This window comes from Streptomyces niphimycinicus (genome assembly GCF_018883605.1).
GTDB lineage: Bacteria > Actinomycetota > Actinomycetes > Streptomycetales > Streptomycetaceae > Streptomyces > Streptomyces niphimycinicus.
Window position 1 is genome coordinate 1 of record NZ_JAHLEM010000259.1, and the last position, 18,394, is coordinate 18,394.

Genomic DNA, 18,394 nt, shown 5'->3' on the forward strand with positions numbered 1-18,394 from the left:
GGCGCCGCGGCCCCGGCGGTCCGGTGAGCCGGCCACCGGCGTGGGGCCCGCCGGAAGAGCCGCCTGGACGCTGCTGCGGCTGGAGGTCGGCGAGGCGTGCGTGGACGACCTGTGGGGTGCGGACGGTGTCGAGCCGGACGACTTCACCACCGCCGACCCCGATCCGCTCGTGCGGCACGAGGCCGATCTGCTCCAGCATCTGCACGCCGCCCACAGCGAGCAGGTGCGCGGGCTGTGCACCCTGCTCGGCGACCGCTCCGACGTGGTCTGCACCCGGGGCGCGGCCACCCCGGTGGCGCTGGACCGCTTCGGTCTGCGGGTGCGCTTCACGGACGAGGCGGACCGGCCGTTCGACGCGCGCTTCGACTTCCCCGAGCCGGTGCGGAACGTGACCGAGCTGCGGTACGCGATGCACGCCCTGTTCGACGCGGCGACGAGCTGAGCCCGCGAGTGACGAGCTGAGCCCGCGGGTGCCCTGAGCCCTGCGAGTGGGGTGATCGGCGCGGATGCGGCGGCCGCGGGCCGGTCCGCTACGACGTTACGACGGGGCCGGACCGTCGGCGGACAGCGGCGGGTCGCCCCGCAGCCGCGCCCGCACCCGCTCCACCACATCCGCGTACCGCGCCTCGGCGCCGTACCGCGTGGGCTCGTAGTACCGCTTGCCGTGGATCTTGTCCGGTGCGTACTGCTGCGCCGCGATCCCGCCCGGCAGATCGTGTGGGTAGAGATAGCCCTGTGCGTGGCCGAGCTTCTTGGCGCCCTGGTAGTGGCCGTCGCGCAGATGCGGCGGCACCGGCCCGGCCAGGCCCGCCCGCACATCCGCCAGCGCCGCGCCGATCGCCGTGGTCGCGGCGTTGGACTTGGGCGCGAGCGCCAGGGCGATGGTGGCATGGCTCAGGGTGAGCGCGGCCTCCGGGAAGCCGATCAGGGCGACCGCCTGCGCCGCCGCCACGGCGGTGGGCAGGGCGGTCGGATCGGCCAGGCCGATGTCCTCACTCGCCGAGATCATCAGCCGGCGGGCGATGAACCGCGGGTCCTCCCCCGCCTCGATCATCCGGGCCAGATAGTGCAGCGCCGCGTCCACATCCGAGCCGCGGATGGACTTGATGAGGGCGCTGGCCACGTCGTAATGCTGGTCGCCCGCGCGGTCGTACTTCACCGCGGCCCGGTCGACCGCCTCCTCCAGCGAGGTGAGGGTGACCTCGGCCTCGCCCTTGTCCAGGGCCGCCCCGGCGCCCGCCTCCAGCGCGGTGAGCGCCCGCCGGGCGTCGCCGCCCGCTATGCGCAGCAGATGCGCCTCGGCGTCCTCGGGGAGGGTGACCGCTCCGCCGAGCCCGCGCTCGTCGGTGAGCGCGCGCCCCAGCAGCCCGCGCAGATCGTCGTCGGTCAGCGGCTCCAGGGTGAGCAGCAGCGAGCGGGAGAGCAGCGGGGAGATCACGGAGAAGTACGGATTCTCGGTGGTGGCCGCGATCAGCGTCACCCAGCGGTTCTCCACGGCGGGCAGCAGCGAGTCCTGCTGGGCCTTGCTGAAGCGGTGGATCTCGTCCAGGAAGAGGACGGTGTCCCGCCCGTAGGCCCCTGAGGAGCGGCGCGCGCCGTCGATGACGGCCCGGACCTCCTTGACCCCCGCGGTGATGGCCGACAGCTCGACGAAGCGCTTCTGGGTGGCCTGGCTGACCACATACGCCAGCGTCGTCTTGCCGATCCCCGGCGGACCCCACAGGATCACCGACGACGGCCCGGCCGGACCGCCGCCGCCCTCGCCCACGAGCCGGCGCAGCGGCGATCCGGGGCGCAGCAGATGCTGCTGGCCCACGACCTCGTCGAGGGTGCGCGGACGCATCCGCACGGCCAGCGGGCTGCTGGCCGGATCCTTCTCCTGGCGGTCCTCTGCGGCGGCGGTGAACAGGTCTGGCTCCACGACGGGAAGCCTATGCCACCCCTCCGACAACGCCGCCGGGCTCAGGGTTCGGAAGGCACGGGCTTCAGCCCTGAGCGCCTGTCCAGAAGTCCCACCAGCGGGTCAGGATCAGCATTCCGATGACGCCGATCCACATCACCGGGACCACCCAGTGGAACTCCATGAGCCCGCGCCGGAGCCCGTCGGGGGCGGGAAGGTATCCGTGCTTGAGGTTGTGGCCGGTGACGTAGCAGAACATCACGATGGTGGCGACCCAGGCGAGGCAGCACCACAGGCACAGCGAGCCGATGACGTACAGCGACTCGTACTGGAGCCAGGTCACGAAGCCGACGCCGAAGAGCGTGCCCGCGTTGAAGGTCAGCCAGTACCAGCGCGGGAAGCGCGCCCCGGTCAGCAGGGACATGCCGACGCAGATCACGATGCCGTAGGCGACCAGGCCGAGCATCGGGTTCGAGAAGCCGAACGCGTGCGCCTGGTCGCTCTCCATGATATTGCCGCAGGAGACGACGGGGTTGAGGCTGCAACCGGGCGTGAAGACCTTACCGTCGGCCTTGTACTCGAGGATCTTGTTCTTGTCGATCGTGATGACCCAGGCCGCGAGGAGCCCCAGCGCACCGGTGATCACGAGCAGCAGGGCGAAGGCGCGACTGCCCCCCGTCCCGGTCCGCACGCCCTCCCGCACCTCGCCGGACTCCACGTCGTCCATCACTGTCGTCGCCATACTCGCCGTCCGTCGCTCTCCACCGTGTCCAGCCCCGTCGGGCACGGCCATTGTGCCGCACCCGCCCCGCCGTACGGCCCGCTTATCCAGGCCATGCCATGGTGCCCTGTCCCCCGTTCGGAGGACATAAGACGGGCTTCCCGGTCGTCCCCACTGGGCCGGGACCCCGCCTCCGCGGAGCGCGGGTGGCGGTCCCGGATCGGCATCGATTGGGAGGATGAATCCGCCCCGGCCGAGTTGACGGTCCGCGAGACCGTGCGCCAATTTCGCCCGCTACTGCCCCCGGCGGAAAGCGGCGAAAGGGGCCCGGGCGTTCCCCGGGCCCCCTTTTGAGGCTCGCTCAGGCGAGTTTTGAGGCTCCCTCAGGCGAGGCGCGAGTGGATCGCCTCGACCACCTCGGCCAGGGGCACCGGCGCCTGCTCACCGGACTCCATGTCCTTGAGCTGGACCACGTCCTCGGCGAGGTCGCGCTCGCCCGCCACGATCGCGTAGCGCGCACCGCTGCGGTTGGCCGCCTTCATCGCGGCCTTGAGGCCCTTGCCGCCGTAGGCGAAGTCCGTGGCGACACCGGCCGTACGCAGCTCGCCGACCACGCCGAAGAGAACCTTCCTGGCCTCCTCGCCCAGCGGCACCGCGAAGACGCTGACGGCGTCGGGGAGGTTCAGCTCGATGCCCTCGGCCTCCAGCGCCAGCACCGTACGGTCGACGCCGAGCGCCCAGCCCACCGAGGGCAGCGCCGGGCCGCCGATCATCTCGGACAGCCCGTCGTAGCGGCCGCCGCCGCCGACCGCGGACTGCGAGCCCAGCCCGTCGTGGACGAACTCGAAGGTGGTGCGGGTGTAGTAGTCCAGGCCGCGCACCAGCGTCGCGTCGTCCTCGAAGACCACGCCGCGCGCGGTGATCAGCTCGCGGACCTCCGCGTGGTACGCCTTGCACTCCTCGCACAGGTAGTCGCGCAGCAGCGGGGCGCCGGTCAACTGCTCGCGCACCGCCTCCCGCTTGTCGTCCAGCACCCGCAGCGGGTTGATCTCGACGCGCGCCCGGGTGTCCTCGTCCAGGTCGAGGCCGCGCAGGAAGTCCTGGAGGGCGGCCCGGTAGACGGGGCGGCAGGTGGCGTCGCCCAGCGAGTTCAGCAGGATGCGGAAGTCGCGCAGCCCCAGCGAGCGGTAGGCGTCGTGGGCCAGGATGATCAGCTCGGCGTCCAGGGCCGGGTCCTCGGCGCCGATCGCCTCCGCGCCGACCTGCGAGAAGTGGCGGTAGCGGCCCTTCTGCGGGCGCTCGTAGCGGTAGTACGAGCCCGAGTACCAGAGCTTGACCGGCAGGGATCCGGCCTTGTGCAGATTGGCCTCCAGGGCGGCGCGGAGCACCGAGGCGGTGCCCTCGGGGCGCAGCGCCAGCTCGTCGCCGCCCTTGGTGGTGAGGGTGTACATCTCCTTGGTCACGATGTCGGTGGACTCGCCGACGCCGCGCGCGAACAGCTCCACATTCTCGAAACCGGGGGTCTCGATATAGCCGTAGCCGGAGCGCTTGAGCGGTGCGGCGATCGCCTCGCGCACCGCCAGGTACGCCGCGGAGGCCGGCGGGATCAGGTCATACGTGCCCCGGGGGGCTTTGAAGGTGCTCAACGGAAGTCTCTCGTCACATTCCTCGTCGCGGAGCCGGGCGCTGCGCGCCGTCTCCCAGGCCGGCGGCCACCTCGCGCAGATACGGGTTGGTGGCGCGCTCACGGCCGATGCTGGTCTGGGGGCCATGGCCGGACAGCACCACGGTCGAGTCGTCGAGCGGCAGGACCACACGGGCCAGCGACTCGAGTATCTCGGCGTGGTCGCCGCCGGGCAGATCGGTGCGTCCGATGGAGCCGGCGAAGAGCAGATCGCCCGCGAAGAAGACGGACGGGACGTCCGCCTGCTCGGGCATCCGGAAGGTCACCGACCCCTTGGTATGGCCCGGGGCGTGCGCGACGGTGAGGTCGAGACCGGCCAGCTTCAGCTCGGCGCCGTCGGCCAGCTCCCTGACGTCGTCCGGCTCGCCCACGGTCAGCTCGCCCATCAGCGGCATGCCGATGGAGCGCCCGAACGCCTTCTCGGGGTCGCTCATCATGTAGCGGTCGGACGGGTGGATCCAGGCCGGTACGTCATGGGCGCCGCAGACCGGGACGACCGAGGCGACATGGTCGATATGGCCGTGGGTGAGGACGACGGCGACGGGCTTGAGCCGGTGCTTGGCAACCGCCTCCGCGACGCCTTGGGCCGCCTGATGGCCCGGGTCGATGATCACGCACTCCTCACCGGCGGCGGGGGCGACCAGATAGCAATTGGTCCCCCAGGCCCCGGCGGGGAACCCGGCAATGAGCACGATCGTCCTTAAGAGTCGTCCGGTGGAAGATTGTCGGCGGCTTCAGAGCCTACCGGCGGCGCCCCCACCACAGCGAACCCGTATACGGTACGGCCGAGCCCTCACGCACAACAGCAGGACACTGACGGCACACGCCTTGAGGAGACGACCCGGTGGTCAGTAACGAGCAGCGGCGGCGGCAACTCGCCCGGGAGAAGTACCTTCGCCAGCAGCAGCGGCGCGAATCCGCCCGGCACAAGACGCGCCAGCGCAATGTCGTGATCGCCGCCGTACTGGCCGTGGTCCTGGCCGGTGGCGGTGCCATCGCGGCCACGGGCGCGCTGTCCGGGAGCGACAAGGACAAGACCAAGGACGACGCCGCCGCGTCCGGCACCCCCTCGGCCGCGCCCACCAGCAAGGCGCCGGACCCCTGTGCCAAGGAGGCGAAGGCGGTCGCGGGCAAGAAGCCGAAGAAGCTGTCGTGGAAGAAGGAGCCGGCCCTCACGGTCGACAAGTCGGCCTCCTACACGATGAAGCTGGAGACCACCTGCGGGGACATCTCCGTGGCCATGGACGCCGGCAAGGCGCCGCACACGGTCAACTCCTTCAACTTCCTGGCGGGCGAAGGCTACTTCGACCACACCAAGTGCCACCGGCTGGTGAACTCGGGGATCTACGTGCTTCAGTGCGGTGATCCGCAGGGCACCGGCGCGGGCGGCCCCGGCTACACCCTCCCGGACGAGAACCTGAAGGACCCCTCGGTCAAGGGCGGCAAGTACCCGGCCGGGACCGTCGCCATGGCCAACCAGTACAACCCGCAGACCAAACAGGGCAAGAACACCGGCGGCAGCCAGTTCTTCCTGGTCTACAAGGAGAGCGACCTCCCGCCGTACTACACGCCCTTCGGCAAGGTGGACGAGGCGGGGATGAAGGTCCTGAAGAAGATCGCCGACGCCGGGGCCGGAGCCCCGGACCAGACGATGAACACCGCCCCCAACGCCAGCGTCGTGATCAACAAGGCGACGGTCGGCAAGTCCTGAGGTCGCCGACCCGCGTACTGCGAAATTTCGGTCGCGCAGGATACGGACAGCCGGGGCACCGGTCGCCTATGTTGGCGTTGTGCAGGGTGCCTGCCCCGGAGGCCGCCACCCTGCCGTGAGACCGGCCAGGGCGCATCCCGGCCGGAAGAAACTGTGGACGATGCCGGCGGGCCGCGCGCCCGCCCCGGCATCATGTGGAGGAGGCGCTGTGAGCAGCGAGCCTTGGGGCCGCGTCGACGAGGCGGGGACCGTATACGTGCGGACGGCCGACGGTGAGCAGGTCGTCGGATCGTGGCAGGCGGGATCGCCGGAAGAGGCCCTCGCCTACTTCGAGCGCAAGTACGACGGTCTGGTCGTCGAGATCGGTCTCCTCGAGCGCCGGGTCAAGACCACCGATCTGTCGGCCAAGGACGCGACGGCGGCCATCGACCACATCCGGCACCAGGTCGACGAGCATCATGTGGTCGGCGATCTGGAAGCGCTGAAGAAGCGGCTCGACAAGCTCGCCGGGGACGTCGAGGCCCGCCGTGAGCAGCGCAAGGCGGCCAAGGCGGTCCAGGCCGACGAGGCCCGCAGGGCCAAGGAGGACCTGGTCGCCGAGGCCGAGCAGTTGGCCGCCAGCGAGCAGTGGCGGGCGGCCGGGGAGCGGCTGCGCGCCCTGGTGGACACCTGGAAGGGCCTGCCGCGCCTGGACCGCAAGACGGACGACGAGCTGTGGCACCGCTTCTCGCACGCCCGCTCGGCGTTCTCCAAGCGCCGCAAGGCACATTTCGCGGCCCTGGACGCACAGCGCGAGGAGGCCCGGCAGACCAAGGAGAAGCTGGTCGCCGAGGCCGAGGCGCTCTCCGGCTCCACCGACTGGGGTCCGACCGCGGCCCGGTACCGGGAGCTGATGGCGGACTGGAAGGCCGCGGGCCGTGCGCAGCGCGAGGCCGAGGAGGACCTGTGGAACCGCTTCCGCGGTGCGCAGGACATCTTCTTCCAGGGGCGCAGCGAGGTCTTCGCGGAGCGCGACGCCGAGCAGCGGGAGAATCTCACCCGTAAGGAGGAGCTGGTCGTCGAGGCCGAGAAGCTGCTGCCGATCTCGGATCTGAAGGCGGCCCGCGCGGCCTTCCGCTCGGTCAACGAGCGGTGGGAGGCCGTCGGCCATGTGCCGAGGGACGCCCGGGCCCGGATCGAGGGCCGGATCCACGCGGTGGAGCGCGCCATCCAGGAGGCCGAGGAGGCGGAGTGGCGGCGCACCAACCCCGAGGCGCGGGCGCGCGCCCAGGGGCTCACCGGGCAGCTTCAGGACGCCGTCGACAAGCTGCGTACGCAGATCGACGCGGCCCGCGCGGCGGGGAACAACGCCAAGGCCGACAAGCTCTCCAAGGAGCTGGAGGGCCGGCAGGCGCTGCTGGACCAGGCGCTGAAGGGTCTCCAGGAGTTCGGCGGCTGATGTTCCGCTGATCCGGCCGATACGACGGCGGCGGCCCCCGGTGCGAAGGCGCCGAGGGCCGCCGTTGTCGTGTGGTCGGCGGGCGCGGGTTCTCAGCGGGCGCGGGCCGAGGTGACCCGGTAGACGTCGTAGACGCCCTCGACGCCCCGTACGGCCTTCAGGACATGGCCCAGGTGCTTGGGGTCGCCCATCTCGAAGGTGAAGCGCGAGGTGGCCACCCGGTCGCGGGAGGTCTGCACGGCCGCCGAGAGGATGTTGACGTGCTGGTCGGACAGGACGCGGGTGACGTCCGACAGCAGCCGGGACCGGTCCAGCGCCTCGACCTGGATGGCGACCAGGAAGACCGACGACTGGGTGGGTGCCCATTCGACGTCGAGGATGCGCTCGGGCTGCTGGGAGAGCGAGTCCACGTTGACACAGTCGGCGCGGTGCACGGAGACGCCGCTGCCGCGGGTGACGAAGCCGATGATGGGGTCGCCGGGGACCGGCGTACAGCAGCGGGCCAGCTTGACCCACACATCCTCGACGCCCTTGACCACGACGCCCGGATCGGCGCTGGAGCGGCGCTTGGTGCGGCGGATGGGCGGGGCGGTCTCGGCGATGTCCTCGTTGGCCGCCTCCTCGCCGCCGAGCGCCTGGACGAGCTTTTGCACCACGTTCTGCGCGGAGACATGGCCCTCGCCGATGGCCGCGTAGAGCGCGGAGATATCGGGGTAGCGCATCTCATGGGCGAGGGTGACCAGCGAGTCCCCGGTCAGGATCCGCTGGATGGGCAGGTTCTGCTTGCGCATCGCCCGGACGATCGCGTCCTTGCCCTGTTCGATGGCCTCGTCGCGGCGCTCCTTGGAGAACCAGGCGCGGATCTTGTTACGGGCGCGGGGCGACTTGACGAAGCCCAGCCAGTCGCGGGACGGCCCGGCGCCCGCCGCCTTGGAGGTGAAGACCTCCACCAGATCGCCGTTGTCGAGGGTCGACTCCAGGGGCACCAGCCGCCCGTTGACCCGCGCCCCGATGGTGCGGTGGCCGACCTCGGTGTGCACGGCGTAGGCGAAGTCGACCGGGGTGGCCCCGGCCGGAAGCGCTATGACGTCGCCCTTGGGCGTGAAGACGAAGACCTCGTTGCGGGACAGGTCGAAGCGCAGGGACTCCAGGAATTCGCCCGGGTCCTCGGTCTCCTTCTGCCAGTCCAGAAGCTGCCGCAGCCACGCCATGTCGTTGATGGCGTCGTCCTTGCCCGCCTTACGGGGCACATCGGTGCGCACCTTGGAGGCGCCGGCCACCGCCTCCTGCTTGTACTTCCAGTGCGCGGCGATGCCGTACTCGGCGCGGCGGTGCATGTCGAAGGTGCGGATCTGAAGCTCGACCGGTTTGCCGCTGGGCCCGATGACCGTCGTGTGCAGCGACTGGTACATGTTGAACTTGGGCATCGCGATGTAGTCCTTGAACCGCCCGGGCACCGGGTTCCACCGCGCGTGGATGGTCCCCAGCGCCGCGTAGCAGTCGCGGACGGTGTCGACGAGCACCCGGATGCCCACCAGGTCGTAGATCTCGGCGAAGTCGCGGCCGCGCACGATCATCTTCTGGTAGACGGAGTAGTAGTGCTTCGGCCGGCCGGTGACGGTCGCCTTGATCCGGGCCGCCCGCAGATCGCCCTGGACCTGGTCGGTGACGACGGCCAGGTACTCGTCGCGCTTGGGGGCCCGCTCGGCGACCAGCCGCACGATCTCGTCGTACATCTTGGGGTAGAGGATCGCGAAGGCGAGGTCCTCCAGCTCCCATTTGATGGTGTTCATGCCCAGGCGGTGGGCGAGCGGGGCGTAGATCTCGAGGGTCTCGCGGGCCTTCTTCTCCTGCTTCTCCCGCTTGAGGTAGCGCATGGTGCGCATGTTGTGCAGCCGGTCGGCCAGCTTGATGACCAGCACCCGGGGGTCCCGGGCCATGGCGACGACCATCTTGCGCACGGTCTCGGCCTGGGCCGCCTCGCCGAACTTGACCTTGTCCAGCTTGGTGACGCCGTCGACGAGCAGCGCGACCTGGTCGCCGAAGTCCCGGCGCAGGGTGTCCAGGCCGTATTCGGTGTCCTCGACGGTGTCATGCAGCAGCCCGGCCATCAAAGTGGCCGGATCCATACCCAGCTCGGCCAGGATCGTGGTCACCGCGAGGGGGTGGGTGATGTACGGATCGCCGCTCTTGCGCTTCTGGCCGCGGTGCCAGCGCTCGGCCACCTGGTACGCGCGCTCGATCTGGCGCAGCGTCGAGGCTTCCGCCTTGGGGTCGTTGGCGCGCACGATCCGCAGCAGCGGCTCCAGCACCGGGTTGTACGGGCTGGAGCGCTGGACGCCCAGGCGCGCCAGGCGGGCCCGGACGCGGTTGGAGGAGCCGGAGCGGGGCGCGGGGCTCTGTACGGGGCGCGCGGGGGGCGTGGTGGCGGGCAGGTTGCTGGAGCGGCCCGTGGCGGGCTTCGGGCTCGTCTGCTCGGGGCCGCGCCGGACCGGGCTGTCGCCGCTGTTCTTGGGCGCGCCGGAGGCCGCCGTCGGCTCGGCGGCGGTGGGCGCGTCCGGCTGTGCGGAGGGGGTTCCGCCCGGACGGACTTTGGGCGAGAGCGGCTGGGCCTCGTCTGGCAAGAGCACTCCTCAAGCGGTCCGGACCTCTAAAGGTCAGGCTGCCATGGTATCGATCCCGCCACTCCGCTTGCCTGCCGACTGCCAAGCCGGGCAGGACGGGGGCATGTGGCGGCATGACGGAGGGCGGGGACCGGCGGTGCGCGGTCCCCGCCCTCCGGCGGTCTTCTCGGCCCGGCCTGCGGGCCTCGGCCCGGCCTGCGGGCCCGTGATCCGGCTCAGACCGTGATCAGGGCCTCCAGCGGGGCGCTGCCCAGCGCGGCCAGCAGACGGCCGCGGCCGTCGAGGAAGCCGAGCTCCAGCAGCACGGCGACCCCGGCGATCTGGGCGCCGGCCCGCCGGATGAGCCGCAGGGACGCCTCGGCGGTGCCGCCGGTGGCCAGTACGTCGTCGATCACCAGGACCCGGTCGCCGGGCTCCAGCGCGTCGGCGTGTATCTCGATCTCGGCGGCGCCGTACTCCAGCTCGTACGCCTGGCCGAGGGTCGCCCCGGGGAGCTTGCCGGCCTTGCGGACCGGTACGAAGCCGATTCCGGCGCGGACGGCGGCCGGGGCGGCGAGGATGAAGCCGCGTGCCTCCAGGCCCACCACCTTGTCCGCCCGGTGCCGGACGCACAGCTCGGCGAGGGCTTCGGTGAGCGCGCCGAAGGCGGTGGCGTCGGCGAGCAGCGGGGTGATGTCCTTGAACATCACGCCCGGCTGGGGGTAGTCCGGCACGTCCTGGATCCGGCTGAGCAGCAGGGTGCGCAGCTCCTCGGCGGCGGCGGCGCCGGATCCGTCGGGCCTGCCGTCGGGACTGTCCGCCGCGGTCCGCGTCGTCTCGGTCATCGTCGGGCTCCCCCGCTCATCGCCGCTTGCCCGACGGGCGGCCGCGCCCCCGGTTACGGGCGGCGGGCTGGCGGCGCTGGCCGACGACCCCGGCGGGGGCCGCGGCGGCGTCCTCCAGGTCGGGTGCGTCCTCCTCGTCGGACGACGACCCGGCGGCCTCGGCCTTGGCGGCCGCGGCACGCTTGGCCTTGACCCGCTTGGCCAGGGCCTTCATCTTCGAGTCGCGCTCCTTCAGATCGGCGACCAGCGGGGTCGCGATGAAGATCGAGGAGTACGCACCGGCGGCGAGGCCGACGAAGAGCGCCAGGGAGATGTCGTTGAGCATGCCCGCGCCGAGCAGACCGCCACCGATGAACAGCAGCGCGCCGACCGGCAGCAGCGCCACGATCGTGGTGTTGATGGACCGCACCAGGGTCGAGTTGAGGCTGCGGTTGGCGATTTCGCTGTAGGTGAAGCGGGTCTGCTTGGTGATGTCCTTCGACGCTTCCTTGAGACCGTCGAAGACCACGACGGTGTCGTAGAGCGAATAACCGAGGATGGTCAGCAGACCGATCACGGTGCCCGGGGTGACCTCGAAGCCGACCAGTGCGTAGACACCGACGGTGATGGTGAGGTCGTGGATCAGGGCGATCAGGGCGGCCAGCGCCATCCGCCATTCGAAGGCGATGGCGAGATAGATCACCACCAGCACCATGAAGATCGCCAGACCCTGCCATGCCTTGCTGGCGATCTGCTCGCCCCAGCTCGGACCGACCAACTGGGTGTCGATCTTGCTGGTCTTGACGCCCAGCTCCTTGGCGAGGTTCTCCTGGACCGGCAGGGCCTCCTTGGTGCCCAGCTCGCTGATCTGGATGCGCAGGCCGCCCCGGCCGAGCTCCTGGACCACGACGGTGTGACCGCCGGACGCGTCCTCCGCCGTCTGGCGCAGGTCGGAGGCCGAGACCTTGGTGTTCGGAGTGGTGAAGACCGCGCCGCCGGAGAACTCGATGCCCATGTTCAGGCCGCGCACCGCCAGGCCCACGATGGCCGTGATGGTGATCAGTATCGAGATGCCGTACCAGATCTTCCGCTTGCCGACGAAGTCGTAGCCGACCTCGCCTCGGTAGAGCCTGGCGCCGAGAGTGCCGAGTCGCGACATCTCACGCCTCCTTCGTGTCGGCGGGGCCGGGGGCGGCGGGACGGCGACGGCGCAGCGGCGGCGTGACCCCGAGGCGCTTGGGGTCCAGTCCGGACCACGAATGGCCGTTCCCGAAGAACGGGCGGCGGGCGAGGATCGTCATCAGCGGCTTGGTGAAGAGGAACACCACGGCGACGTCGAGCAGCGTGGTCAGCCCCAGGGTGAACGCGAAGCCCTGCACCTTGCCGACGGTGACGATGTAGAGCACCGCGGCGGCCAGGAACGACACGAAGTCCGACACCAGGATGGTGCGCCGGGCCCGCGGCCAGCCGCGCTCGACGGCGGGGCGCAGCGAGCGGCCCTCCCGGATCTCGTCGCGGATCCGTTCGAAGTAGACGATGAACGAGTCGGCGGTGATACCGATGGCCACGATGGCACCGCAGACCGCCGGCAGGTTCAGCGCGAAGCCGATGCCCGGGCCGAGCAGCACCATGATCGTGTAGGTCAGGATCGCGGAGACGCCGAGGCTGGCCATGGCCACGAGGGCGAGCCCGCGGTAGTAGACGACCAGGTAGATCACGACGAGCGCGAGGCCGATGGCACCGGCGATCAGACCGGCGTCGAGCTGCTCACCGCCGAGCGCGGCGGAGACGGTGGTCTCGTCCGCGATGTCGAAGGACAGCGGGAGCGCACCGTAGGACAGCACGTTGGCCAGGTCCTCGGAGCTCTGCTGGGTGAAGCCGCCGGAGATGGTGGCCCGGCCGCCGGTGATGGCGCCCTGGGTGACCTCGGGGTCGGAGACGACCTCGCCGTCCAGGACGATCGCGAAGCGGTTCTGCGGGGACTGCTTGGTGGTGAGCTCGCCGGTGGTCTTGGCGAACTTCTTGGAGCCCTTGCCGTTGAAGTCGAGCTGGACGATCCAGCCCGCTCCGTTCTGGCTCTCGAAGACCGCGGAGGCGTCGTCCACGTCGGTGCCCTCGACCTCGGAGGGGCCGAGGACGAACTTGGAGTCGCCCTTCTCGCTGCACGCCAGCACGGGGTCGCTCGGCTTGGCGTTGGCCGCCTTGTCGGCGGCCGCGGCGCGGGCGGCCGGCTTGGTGCAGTCCAGGGCCGCGAACTGCTTGGCCAGCTCCTGCTGGTCGGCGGAGCCGGGCGGGGTCTTGGACGGGTCGGGCTTCGGGGTGTTCGACGGCGAGGGGGTCTCGCTGGGCTTCTTGTCGGCCTTCAGCCCCTCGGAGAGGGCCCGCCCCTGGGTGCTGGGACTGGCGGAGGAGGACGAGGAAGCCGACGAGGAGGCCGACGGTGTGCCCGACGGCTTGCCGCCCTTGTCGTCACCCTTGCCGCCCTTGCCGCTGGCCGACGGGTTGGGGGTGGAGCTGGGGTCGGGGGTCTTCTGGCCGCTGGTGGTCGTGGTCACCGGCCGGAAGTAGAGCTGGGCGGTGGTGCCGACCTGCTGCCGGGCCTGCTTCGCGTTCGTCCCCTTGGGGATGTTCACGATGATGTGCTTCGCGCCCTGCGTCTGGACCTCGGCCTCGGACACGCCCAGACCGTTGACCCGCCGCTCGATGATGCTCACGGCGGTGTTCATATTGTCCGTGTTGATCGCGTTGGGCTTGCCCGGTTGGTTCTTGGCCTCCAGCGTGAAGCTGGTGCCGCCCGCGAGATCGATACCCAGTCGCGGCGTGGTGTGACCGGAGACGAACATGCCTCCGGTCAGCGCCACGATGGCGATCAGGATGACGGCCAAGGCGCGCCCTGGCCTGCCCTGTGACCCGGAGGACCTGCGGCCCTTCTTCGGTGCTGCCACCTTCTCGTATCTCCCTGTCCAACCGCCCCGCATCGGGTGTGCGCGGAGCGGCCACGAAGTCTTGTGGGGACGAGCCCCCGCCGGAGCCTAGACCGTTCAGGGAACCGCGGCGCACCAAGCGGGGGCGCGCCGCGGTTTCCCGGAATGACGGACTTACTTCGCGTCGGTGCCGCCGTCCCGCTTCTCGTCCTCGGAGGTGCTCGCCGTCGTGGCGTCCGCCGCGGCGTCGTCCTTGCCGAGGTCGATCTTCTTGACGTCCGTCTTCCCGGCCTTCTCGTCCGTCTCGTCGGCCGCGTCGGCCTTGTCGGCGGAGGAGTCGCCATCACCGGCGTCGGCGGCCTCGGTCAGCGAGGAGGCGTCGTCGGGAACGACAGGGGTGTCGGCGGCGTCGACGTCCTCGTCGGGGTCGATGCCGTGCACGATGCGGTTGTACTCGTCATCCTCCAGGACGGCTCCCACCGCGTTCTTCGCGTAGATCGCGTGCACGCCGGGGGCCACCTCTAGGAGGACCGTCTCGTCGTGGACCTCCTTGACCGTCGCGTACATGCCGCCAATGGTCCGCACGCCCGTGCCAGGGTGCATGTCATTGCGCATCTGCTGGGCCTGGCGCTGCTTGTTCTTGGCCGAACGAGTCATCAGGAACATGGCCCCGATGAGCACGATGAACGGCAGGAGAGTTACGGGATTCACGGGACGGAAATTCCTTCACACGACCGCCGGGGGGCGGCCTGGTCTACGGGGGTGGGTATACCGCACAGTGAGCGGACGGCATACGGACGGCATCGGCGGAGTCTAAGCGAGCCCACGCCAATGGAACAACGCCCGGCGCGGTACCGGGGTTCCTGACCCGGCCATTATTGGTCCTCTACGCCATGATGCCGGGTTAAGCGGGCGCTTATGCCTCGGCATGGCTCCTCATGCGTCGAAGAGCCCCGTCTGGCCGCCGCCGGATGGCTGCGGCGGCGGGGTCAGCCCCAGATGGGCCCAGGCCGCCGGGGTGCCGATCCGCCCCCGGGGCGTACGGGCCAGCAGCCCCTCCCGGACCAGGAAGGGCTCGGCGACCTCCTCGACCGTCTCACGCTCCTCCCCCACGGCGACCGCCAGGGTCGACAGCCCCACCGGGCCGCCGCCGAACAGCTTGAGCAGGGCGCTGAGCACCGCCCGGTCCAGCCGGTCCAGGCCGCGCTCGTCCACGTCGTACACGGCCAGCGCGCTGGCGGCGATCTCGCGCGTGATCACGCCGTCGGCCTTGACCTGGGCGTAGTCGCGCACCCGGCGCAGCAGCCGGTTGGCGATCCGGGGGGTGCCGCGGGAGCGGCCCGCGATCTCGGTGGCGCCCTCGGCCTCGATGGTCACATCGAGCAGCCCGGCGGAGCGGTGGATGACCCGCTCCAGCTCGGCCGGGGCGTAGAACTCCATATGGCCGGTGAAGCCGAAGCGGTCGCGCAGCGGGGGCGGCAGCAGCCCGGCCCGGGTGGTGGCGCCGACCAGCGTGAACGGCGGCAGCTCCAGCGGGATGGCGGTGGCCCCGGGCCCCTTGCCGACGATGACGTCGACGCGGAAGTCCTCCATCGCCATGTACAGCATTTCCTCGGCGGGCCGGGACATCCGGTGGATCTCGTCCAGGAAGAGCACCTCGCCCTCGGCGAGGGAGGAGAGGATCGCGGCCAGATCGCCGGCGTGCTGGATGGCGGGGCCCGAGGTGATCCGGATCGGGGCGGCCATCTCGGCGGCGATGATCATGGAGAGGGTGGTCTTGCCCAGTCCGGGCGCGCCGGAGAGCAGCACATGGTCGGCCGTGCCGCCGCGCTGCCGGGCCGCCTTGAGCACCAGGTCAAGTTGCTCGCGCACCCGCTCCTGCCCGACGAACTCGCCGAGGTCCTTCGGGCGCAGCGCGGCCTCCACCGCCTGGTCGTCGCCGTCGGCGTCGGCGCCCACCAGCCTGCCGCCCGGGCCGGGCGGGGCGTCGTCGGCGGTGGCCGATGGGGTCTCGTCCCAGTTCACTGCGTTTCGCCTCGCGATGTCGTCTGGAGTGGTGCCGCCGGTCGCGGCCTGCCGCGGCCGCGGTGGCTCACCGTGTGCGGTTCAGGGTCTGAAGAGCGGCCCGCAGCAACTGCGCCACCTGCGGCTTGCCGCCCGCGGCCACCGCCTCCTCGGCCTGCGGGGTGACGGCGGCCACCGCCTCGTCGGCCTCCCGGGTGGCGTAGCCGAGGCCGACCAGCGCGGTGTGCAGTTGGTCGCTCCAGCCGGGGGCGGCCGCGGAGCGGGCGCTGGGCACGGCGGAGCCGAGCGGCTCGCCGAGCCGGTCCTTCAGCTCCAGCAGCAGCCGCTGGGCGCCCTTCTTGCCGATGCCGGGGACGGCGGTGAGCGCCTTCTCGTCCCCGGTGGACACCGCGAGCCGCAGCGCGTCCGGGGAGTGCACCGCCAGCATGGCCTGGGCCAGCCGGGGGCCGACCCCGCTGGCGGTCTGGAGCAGTTCGAAGACCTGGCGCTCGTCGTCGTCGGCGAAGCCGTAGAGAGTCAGCGAGTCCTCACGGACGACGAGGGAGGTGGCCAGCCGGGACTGCTGGCCGACGCGCAGCCCGGCCAGGGTGGCGGGGGTGCACTGGAGCGCCATCCCGACCCCGCCGACCTCGATCACGGCGGTGTCCGGGGCGACGGCCGCCACCGGACCGGAGACGAACGCGATCATGAGATACGGCCTTTCGTGGTGCGCACGGTGCTCGTGGGGCGGACGGGACTCGTGGTGGGGGCGGTGCTCGTGGGGCGGGCGGTGCTCGTGGTGGGGGCCTTATTCGTGGTGCGGGCGCTATTCGTGGTGCGGTGGGCGGCGACGGCCTGCTGGAGGCGGTTGGTCGCGGGGGCCCGCCAGATATGGCAGATGGCGAGCGCCAGGGCGTCCGCCGCGTCGGCCGGTTTGGGCGGTGCGTCCAGCCGCAGCAGCCGGGTCACCATCGAGCCGACCTGCGCCTTGTCGGCCCGCCCGGAGCCGGTCACGGCCGCCTTGACCTCGCTGGGGGTGTGCAGCGCGACCGGGAGCCCGCGGCGGGCCGCGCACAGCATGGCGACGGCGCTGGCCTGGGCGGTGCCCATGACGGTGCGCACATTGTGCTGGCTGAACACCCGCTCCACGGCGACGAATTCGGGCCGGTGAGCGTCCAGCCACTCCTCTATGCCGCGCTCGATGAGGACGAGCCGGTCGCCGATCGCGAGATCCGCCCCGGTCCGGATGACGCCCACGCCGAGCATCCGCAGCGGGCGGCCCGCGACCCCCTCGACCACGCCGACGCCGCACCGGGTCAGCCCCGGGTCCACGCCCAGCACCCGCACCGCGCCCCTCCCCTCACCGCTGCTTCGGTCACCTGTTCTTGCAGGCTAGCGGCTGCCACCGACAACACCGGCGCGGACAACGCCGACGGGCCGGTGGGGTGATGCCCCGCCGGCCCGTCGGCGTTGGCCGAAGGCGTTGACCGCCGTGCCGATCCGCCCTCAGGCGTCCACCTTGGCCATGACCTCGTCGGAGACGTCGAAGTTGGCGAAGACGTTCTGCACGTCGTCGCTGTCCTCCAGAGCGTCGATCAGCTTGAAGATCTTGCGCGCGGCGTCTTCCTCGAGCTCGACCTGCATCGTGGGCACGAAGTTGGCATCGGCCGAGTCGTAGTCGATGCCCGCCTCCTGAAGGGCGGTACGGACCGCGACCAGGTCGGTGGCCTCGCTGATCACCTCGAAGGACTCACCGAGGTCGTTGACCTCCTCGGCGCCCGCGTCCAGGACCGCGCCCAGCACATCGTCCTCGCCGAGCTCGCCCTTGGGGACGATGACGACGCCCTTACGGTTGAACAGATACGACACGGAGCCCGGGTCGGCCATCGAGCCGCCGTTGCGCGTCATCGCGACGCGGACATCGGAGGCCGCGCGGTTGCGGTTGTCGGTCAGGCACTCGATGAGCACGGCCACGCCGTTGGGCCCGTAGCCCTCGTACATGATCGTCTCGTACTCGGCGCCACCGGCCTCGAGACCCGCACCGCGCTTGACCGCGCTGTCGATGTTCTTGTTCGGAACCGACTGCTTCTTCGCCTTCTGGATGGCGTCGAAGAGCGTCGGGTTGCCCTCCGGGTCGGAGCCGCCCATCCGGGCCGCGACCTCGATGTTCTTGATCAGCTTCGCGAAGAGCTTGCCGCGCTTGGCATCGATCACGGCCTTCTTGTGCTTCGTCGTAGCCCATTTAGAGTGGCCGGACATCCGCCTGTCTCCTTCGCGTTACCCAATGCTGTACCAACGCCTGAGATCCTACCGGGATCGGCTCAGCCCGCGGCGCGGACCAGCCCTCCCGTCTCCCGCCACCACCCTCAACCGAGCGCTACGCGCCCCGCGCCATATCCCCCGTCTCCCGCCACCACCCTCAACCGAGCGCTACGCGCCCCGCACCATTTCCACGAAAAGCTTGTGCACCCGGTGGTCACCCGTCAGCTCGGGGTGGAACGAGGTCGCCAGGACATTGCCCTGCCGGACGGCGACGGTGTGCCCGTCGAACGTCGCGAGCACCTCGGCTCCACCGCCCACGGACT

Annotated in this window: 16 protein-coding genes and 1 pseudogene; 3 read left to right on the top strand and 14 right to left on the bottom strand. The window is 70.9% G+C overall.

Translation table 11 applies throughout. The annotated features are described in order from the left end of the window. Nucleotides 1-442: DUF2470 domain-containing protein (locus tag KN815_RS23055; protein ID WP_216343843.1), on the top strand; the 442-nt coding region annotated here is incomplete at its 5' end. A 96-nt stretch (nt 443-538) separates the two neighbouring features. Here the strand turns inward: KN815_RS23055 and KN815_RS23060 are convergent. The 4 genes from KN815_RS23060 to KN815_RS23075 form a co-directional block, all read right to left on the bottom strand. Beyond that, entirely contained in the window at nt 539-1,921 is a 1,383-nt protein-coding gene (locus KN815_RS23060; protein WP_216343844.1) for a replication-associated recombination protein A, read from the bottom strand. A gap of 64 nt (nt 1,922-1,985) precedes the next feature. Continuing rightward, complete coding sequence (locus KN815_RS23065) at nt 1,986-2,642, bottom strand: vitamin K epoxide reductase family protein (RefSeq protein WP_216343845.1); 657 nt, start codon at nt 2,640-2,642, stop codon at nt 1,986-1,988. Between the two features lie 362 nt (nt 2,643-3,004). Further along, nucleotides 3,005-4,267 carry a histidine--tRNA ligase gene (gene hisS / locus KN815_RS23070; protein ID WP_216343846.1) on the bottom strand — a complete coding sequence of 421 codons (1,263 nt, stop codon included), beginning with the start codon at nt 4,265-4,267 and terminating at the stop codon, nt 3,005-3,007. Nucleotides 4,268-4,280: 13 nt separating this feature from the next. Continuing rightward, a complete protein-coding gene (locus KN815_RS23075) occupies nt 4,281-4,997 on the bottom strand; it encodes an MBL fold metallo-hydrolase (RefSeq protein WP_216343847.1) in 717 nt (238 codons plus the stop codon). 152 nt (nt 4,998-5,149) lie between these two features. Here KN815_RS23075 and KN815_RS23080 point away from each other — a divergent pair, with 152 nt between their 5' ends. Both KN815_RS23080 and KN815_RS23085 read left to right on the top strand, forming a co-directional pair. Next, the gene (locus KN815_RS23080; protein ID WP_216343848.1) at nt 5,150-6,016 is read left to right on the top strand and encodes a peptidylprolyl isomerase; all 867 of its coding nucleotides are present in this window, start codon (nt 5,150-5,152) and stop codon (nt 6,014-6,016) included. 208 nt (nt 6,017-6,224) lie between these two features. After that, the gene (locus KN815_RS23085) at nt 6,225-7,454 is read left to right on the top strand and encodes a DUF349 domain-containing protein (protein WP_216343849.1); all 1,230 of its coding nucleotides are present in this window, start codon (nt 6,225-6,227) and stop codon (nt 7,452-7,454) included. A 92-nt stretch (nt 7,455-7,546) separates the two neighbouring features. Here KN815_RS23085 and KN815_RS23090 read toward each other — a convergent pair whose 3' ends face one another. The 10 genes and pseudogenes from KN815_RS23090 to KN815_RS23135 all read right to left on the bottom strand — a co-directional run. Beyond that, nucleotides 7,547-10,078: a RelA/SpoT family protein gene (locus KN815_RS23090; RefSeq protein ID WP_216343850.1), complete on the bottom strand. Its 2,532-nt coding sequence runs from the start codon at nt 10,076-10,078 to the stop codon at nt 7,547-7,549. Between the two features lie 215 nt (nt 10,079-10,293). Beyond that, a complete protein-coding gene (locus KN815_RS23095; protein ID WP_301184621.1) occupies nt 10,294-10,902 on the bottom strand; it encodes an adenine phosphoribosyltransferase in 609 nt (202 codons plus the stop codon). A gap of 16 nt (nt 10,903-10,918) precedes the next feature. Continuing rightward, nucleotides 10,919-12,040, bottom strand: coding sequence for a protein translocase subunit SecF (secF, locus tag KN815_RS23100; RefSeq protein ID WP_216343851.1), 1,122 nt, complete (start codon nt 12,038-12,040; stop codon nt 10,919-10,921). Nucleotide 12,041: 1 nt separating this feature from the next. Then, on the bottom strand, nt 12,042-13,826 hold the full coding sequence (gene secD, locus KN815_RS23105) for a protein translocase subunit SecD (RefSeq protein WP_216343852.1): 1,785 nt from the start codon (nt 13,824-13,826) through the stop codon (nt 12,042-12,044). A 153-nt stretch (nt 13,827-13,979) separates the two neighbouring features. Beyond that, nucleotides 13,980-14,516: a preprotein translocase subunit YajC gene (yajC, locus tag KN815_RS23110; protein ID WP_216343853.1), complete on the bottom strand. Its 537-nt coding sequence runs from the start codon at nt 14,514-14,516 to the stop codon at nt 13,980-13,982. A 225-nt stretch (nt 14,517-14,741) separates the two neighbouring features. Further along, a complete protein-coding gene (ruvB, locus tag KN815_RS23115) occupies nt 14,742-15,830 on the bottom strand; it encodes a Holliday junction branch migration DNA helicase RuvB (RefSeq protein WP_216343854.1) in 1,089 nt (362 codons plus the stop codon). A gap of 67 nt (nt 15,831-15,897) precedes the next feature. Further along, complete coding sequence (gene ruvA / locus KN815_RS23120; protein ID WP_216343855.1) at nt 15,898-16,518, bottom strand: Holliday junction branch migration protein RuvA; 621 nt, start codon at nt 16,516-16,518, stop codon at nt 15,898-15,900. Then, the gene (ruvC, locus tag KN815_RS23125; RefSeq protein ID WP_216343856.1) at nt 16,515-17,156 is read right to left on the bottom strand and encodes a crossover junction endodeoxyribonuclease RuvC; all 642 of its coding nucleotides are present in this window, start codon (nt 17,154-17,156) and stop codon (nt 16,515-16,517) included. Before ruvC ends, ruvA begins: the two co-directional genes overlap by 4 nt. Before the next feature lie 159 nt (nt 17,157-17,315). Continuing rightward, nucleotides 17,316-18,068, bottom strand: coding sequence for a YebC/PmpR family DNA-binding transcriptional regulator (locus KN815_RS23130; RefSeq protein ID WP_216343857.1), 753 nt, complete (start codon nt 18,066-18,068; stop codon nt 17,316-17,318). A gap of 171 nt (nt 18,069-18,239) precedes the next feature. Beyond that, a pseudogene (locus KN815_RS23135) lies at nt 18,240-18,394 on the bottom strand (pyridoxal 5'-phosphate synthase glutaminase subunit PdxT); the annotation flags it as partial.

Bases quoted from the DNA above. Each gene is read 5' to 3' on its own strand.
- ruvA (WP_216343855.1), bottom strand. From the start codon at position 16,518: ATGATCGCGTTCGTCTCCGGTCCGGTGGCGGCCGTCGCCCCGGACACC.
- KN815_RS23065 (WP_216343845.1), bottom strand. From the start codon at position 2,642: ATGGCGACGACAGTGATGGACGACGTGGAGTCCGGCGAGGTGCGGGAG.
- KN815_RS23130 (WP_216343857.1), bottom strand. From the start codon at position 18,068: ATGTCCGGCCACTCTAAATGGGCTACGACGAAGCACAAGAAGGCCGTG.
- KN815_RS23095 (WP_301184621.1), bottom strand. From the start codon at position 10,902: ATGACCGAGACGACGCGGACCGCGGCGGACAGTCCCGACGGCAGGCCC.
- secF (WP_216343851.1), bottom strand. From the start codon at position 12,040: ATGTCGCGACTCGGCACTCTCGGCGCCAGGCTCTACCGAGGCGAGGTC.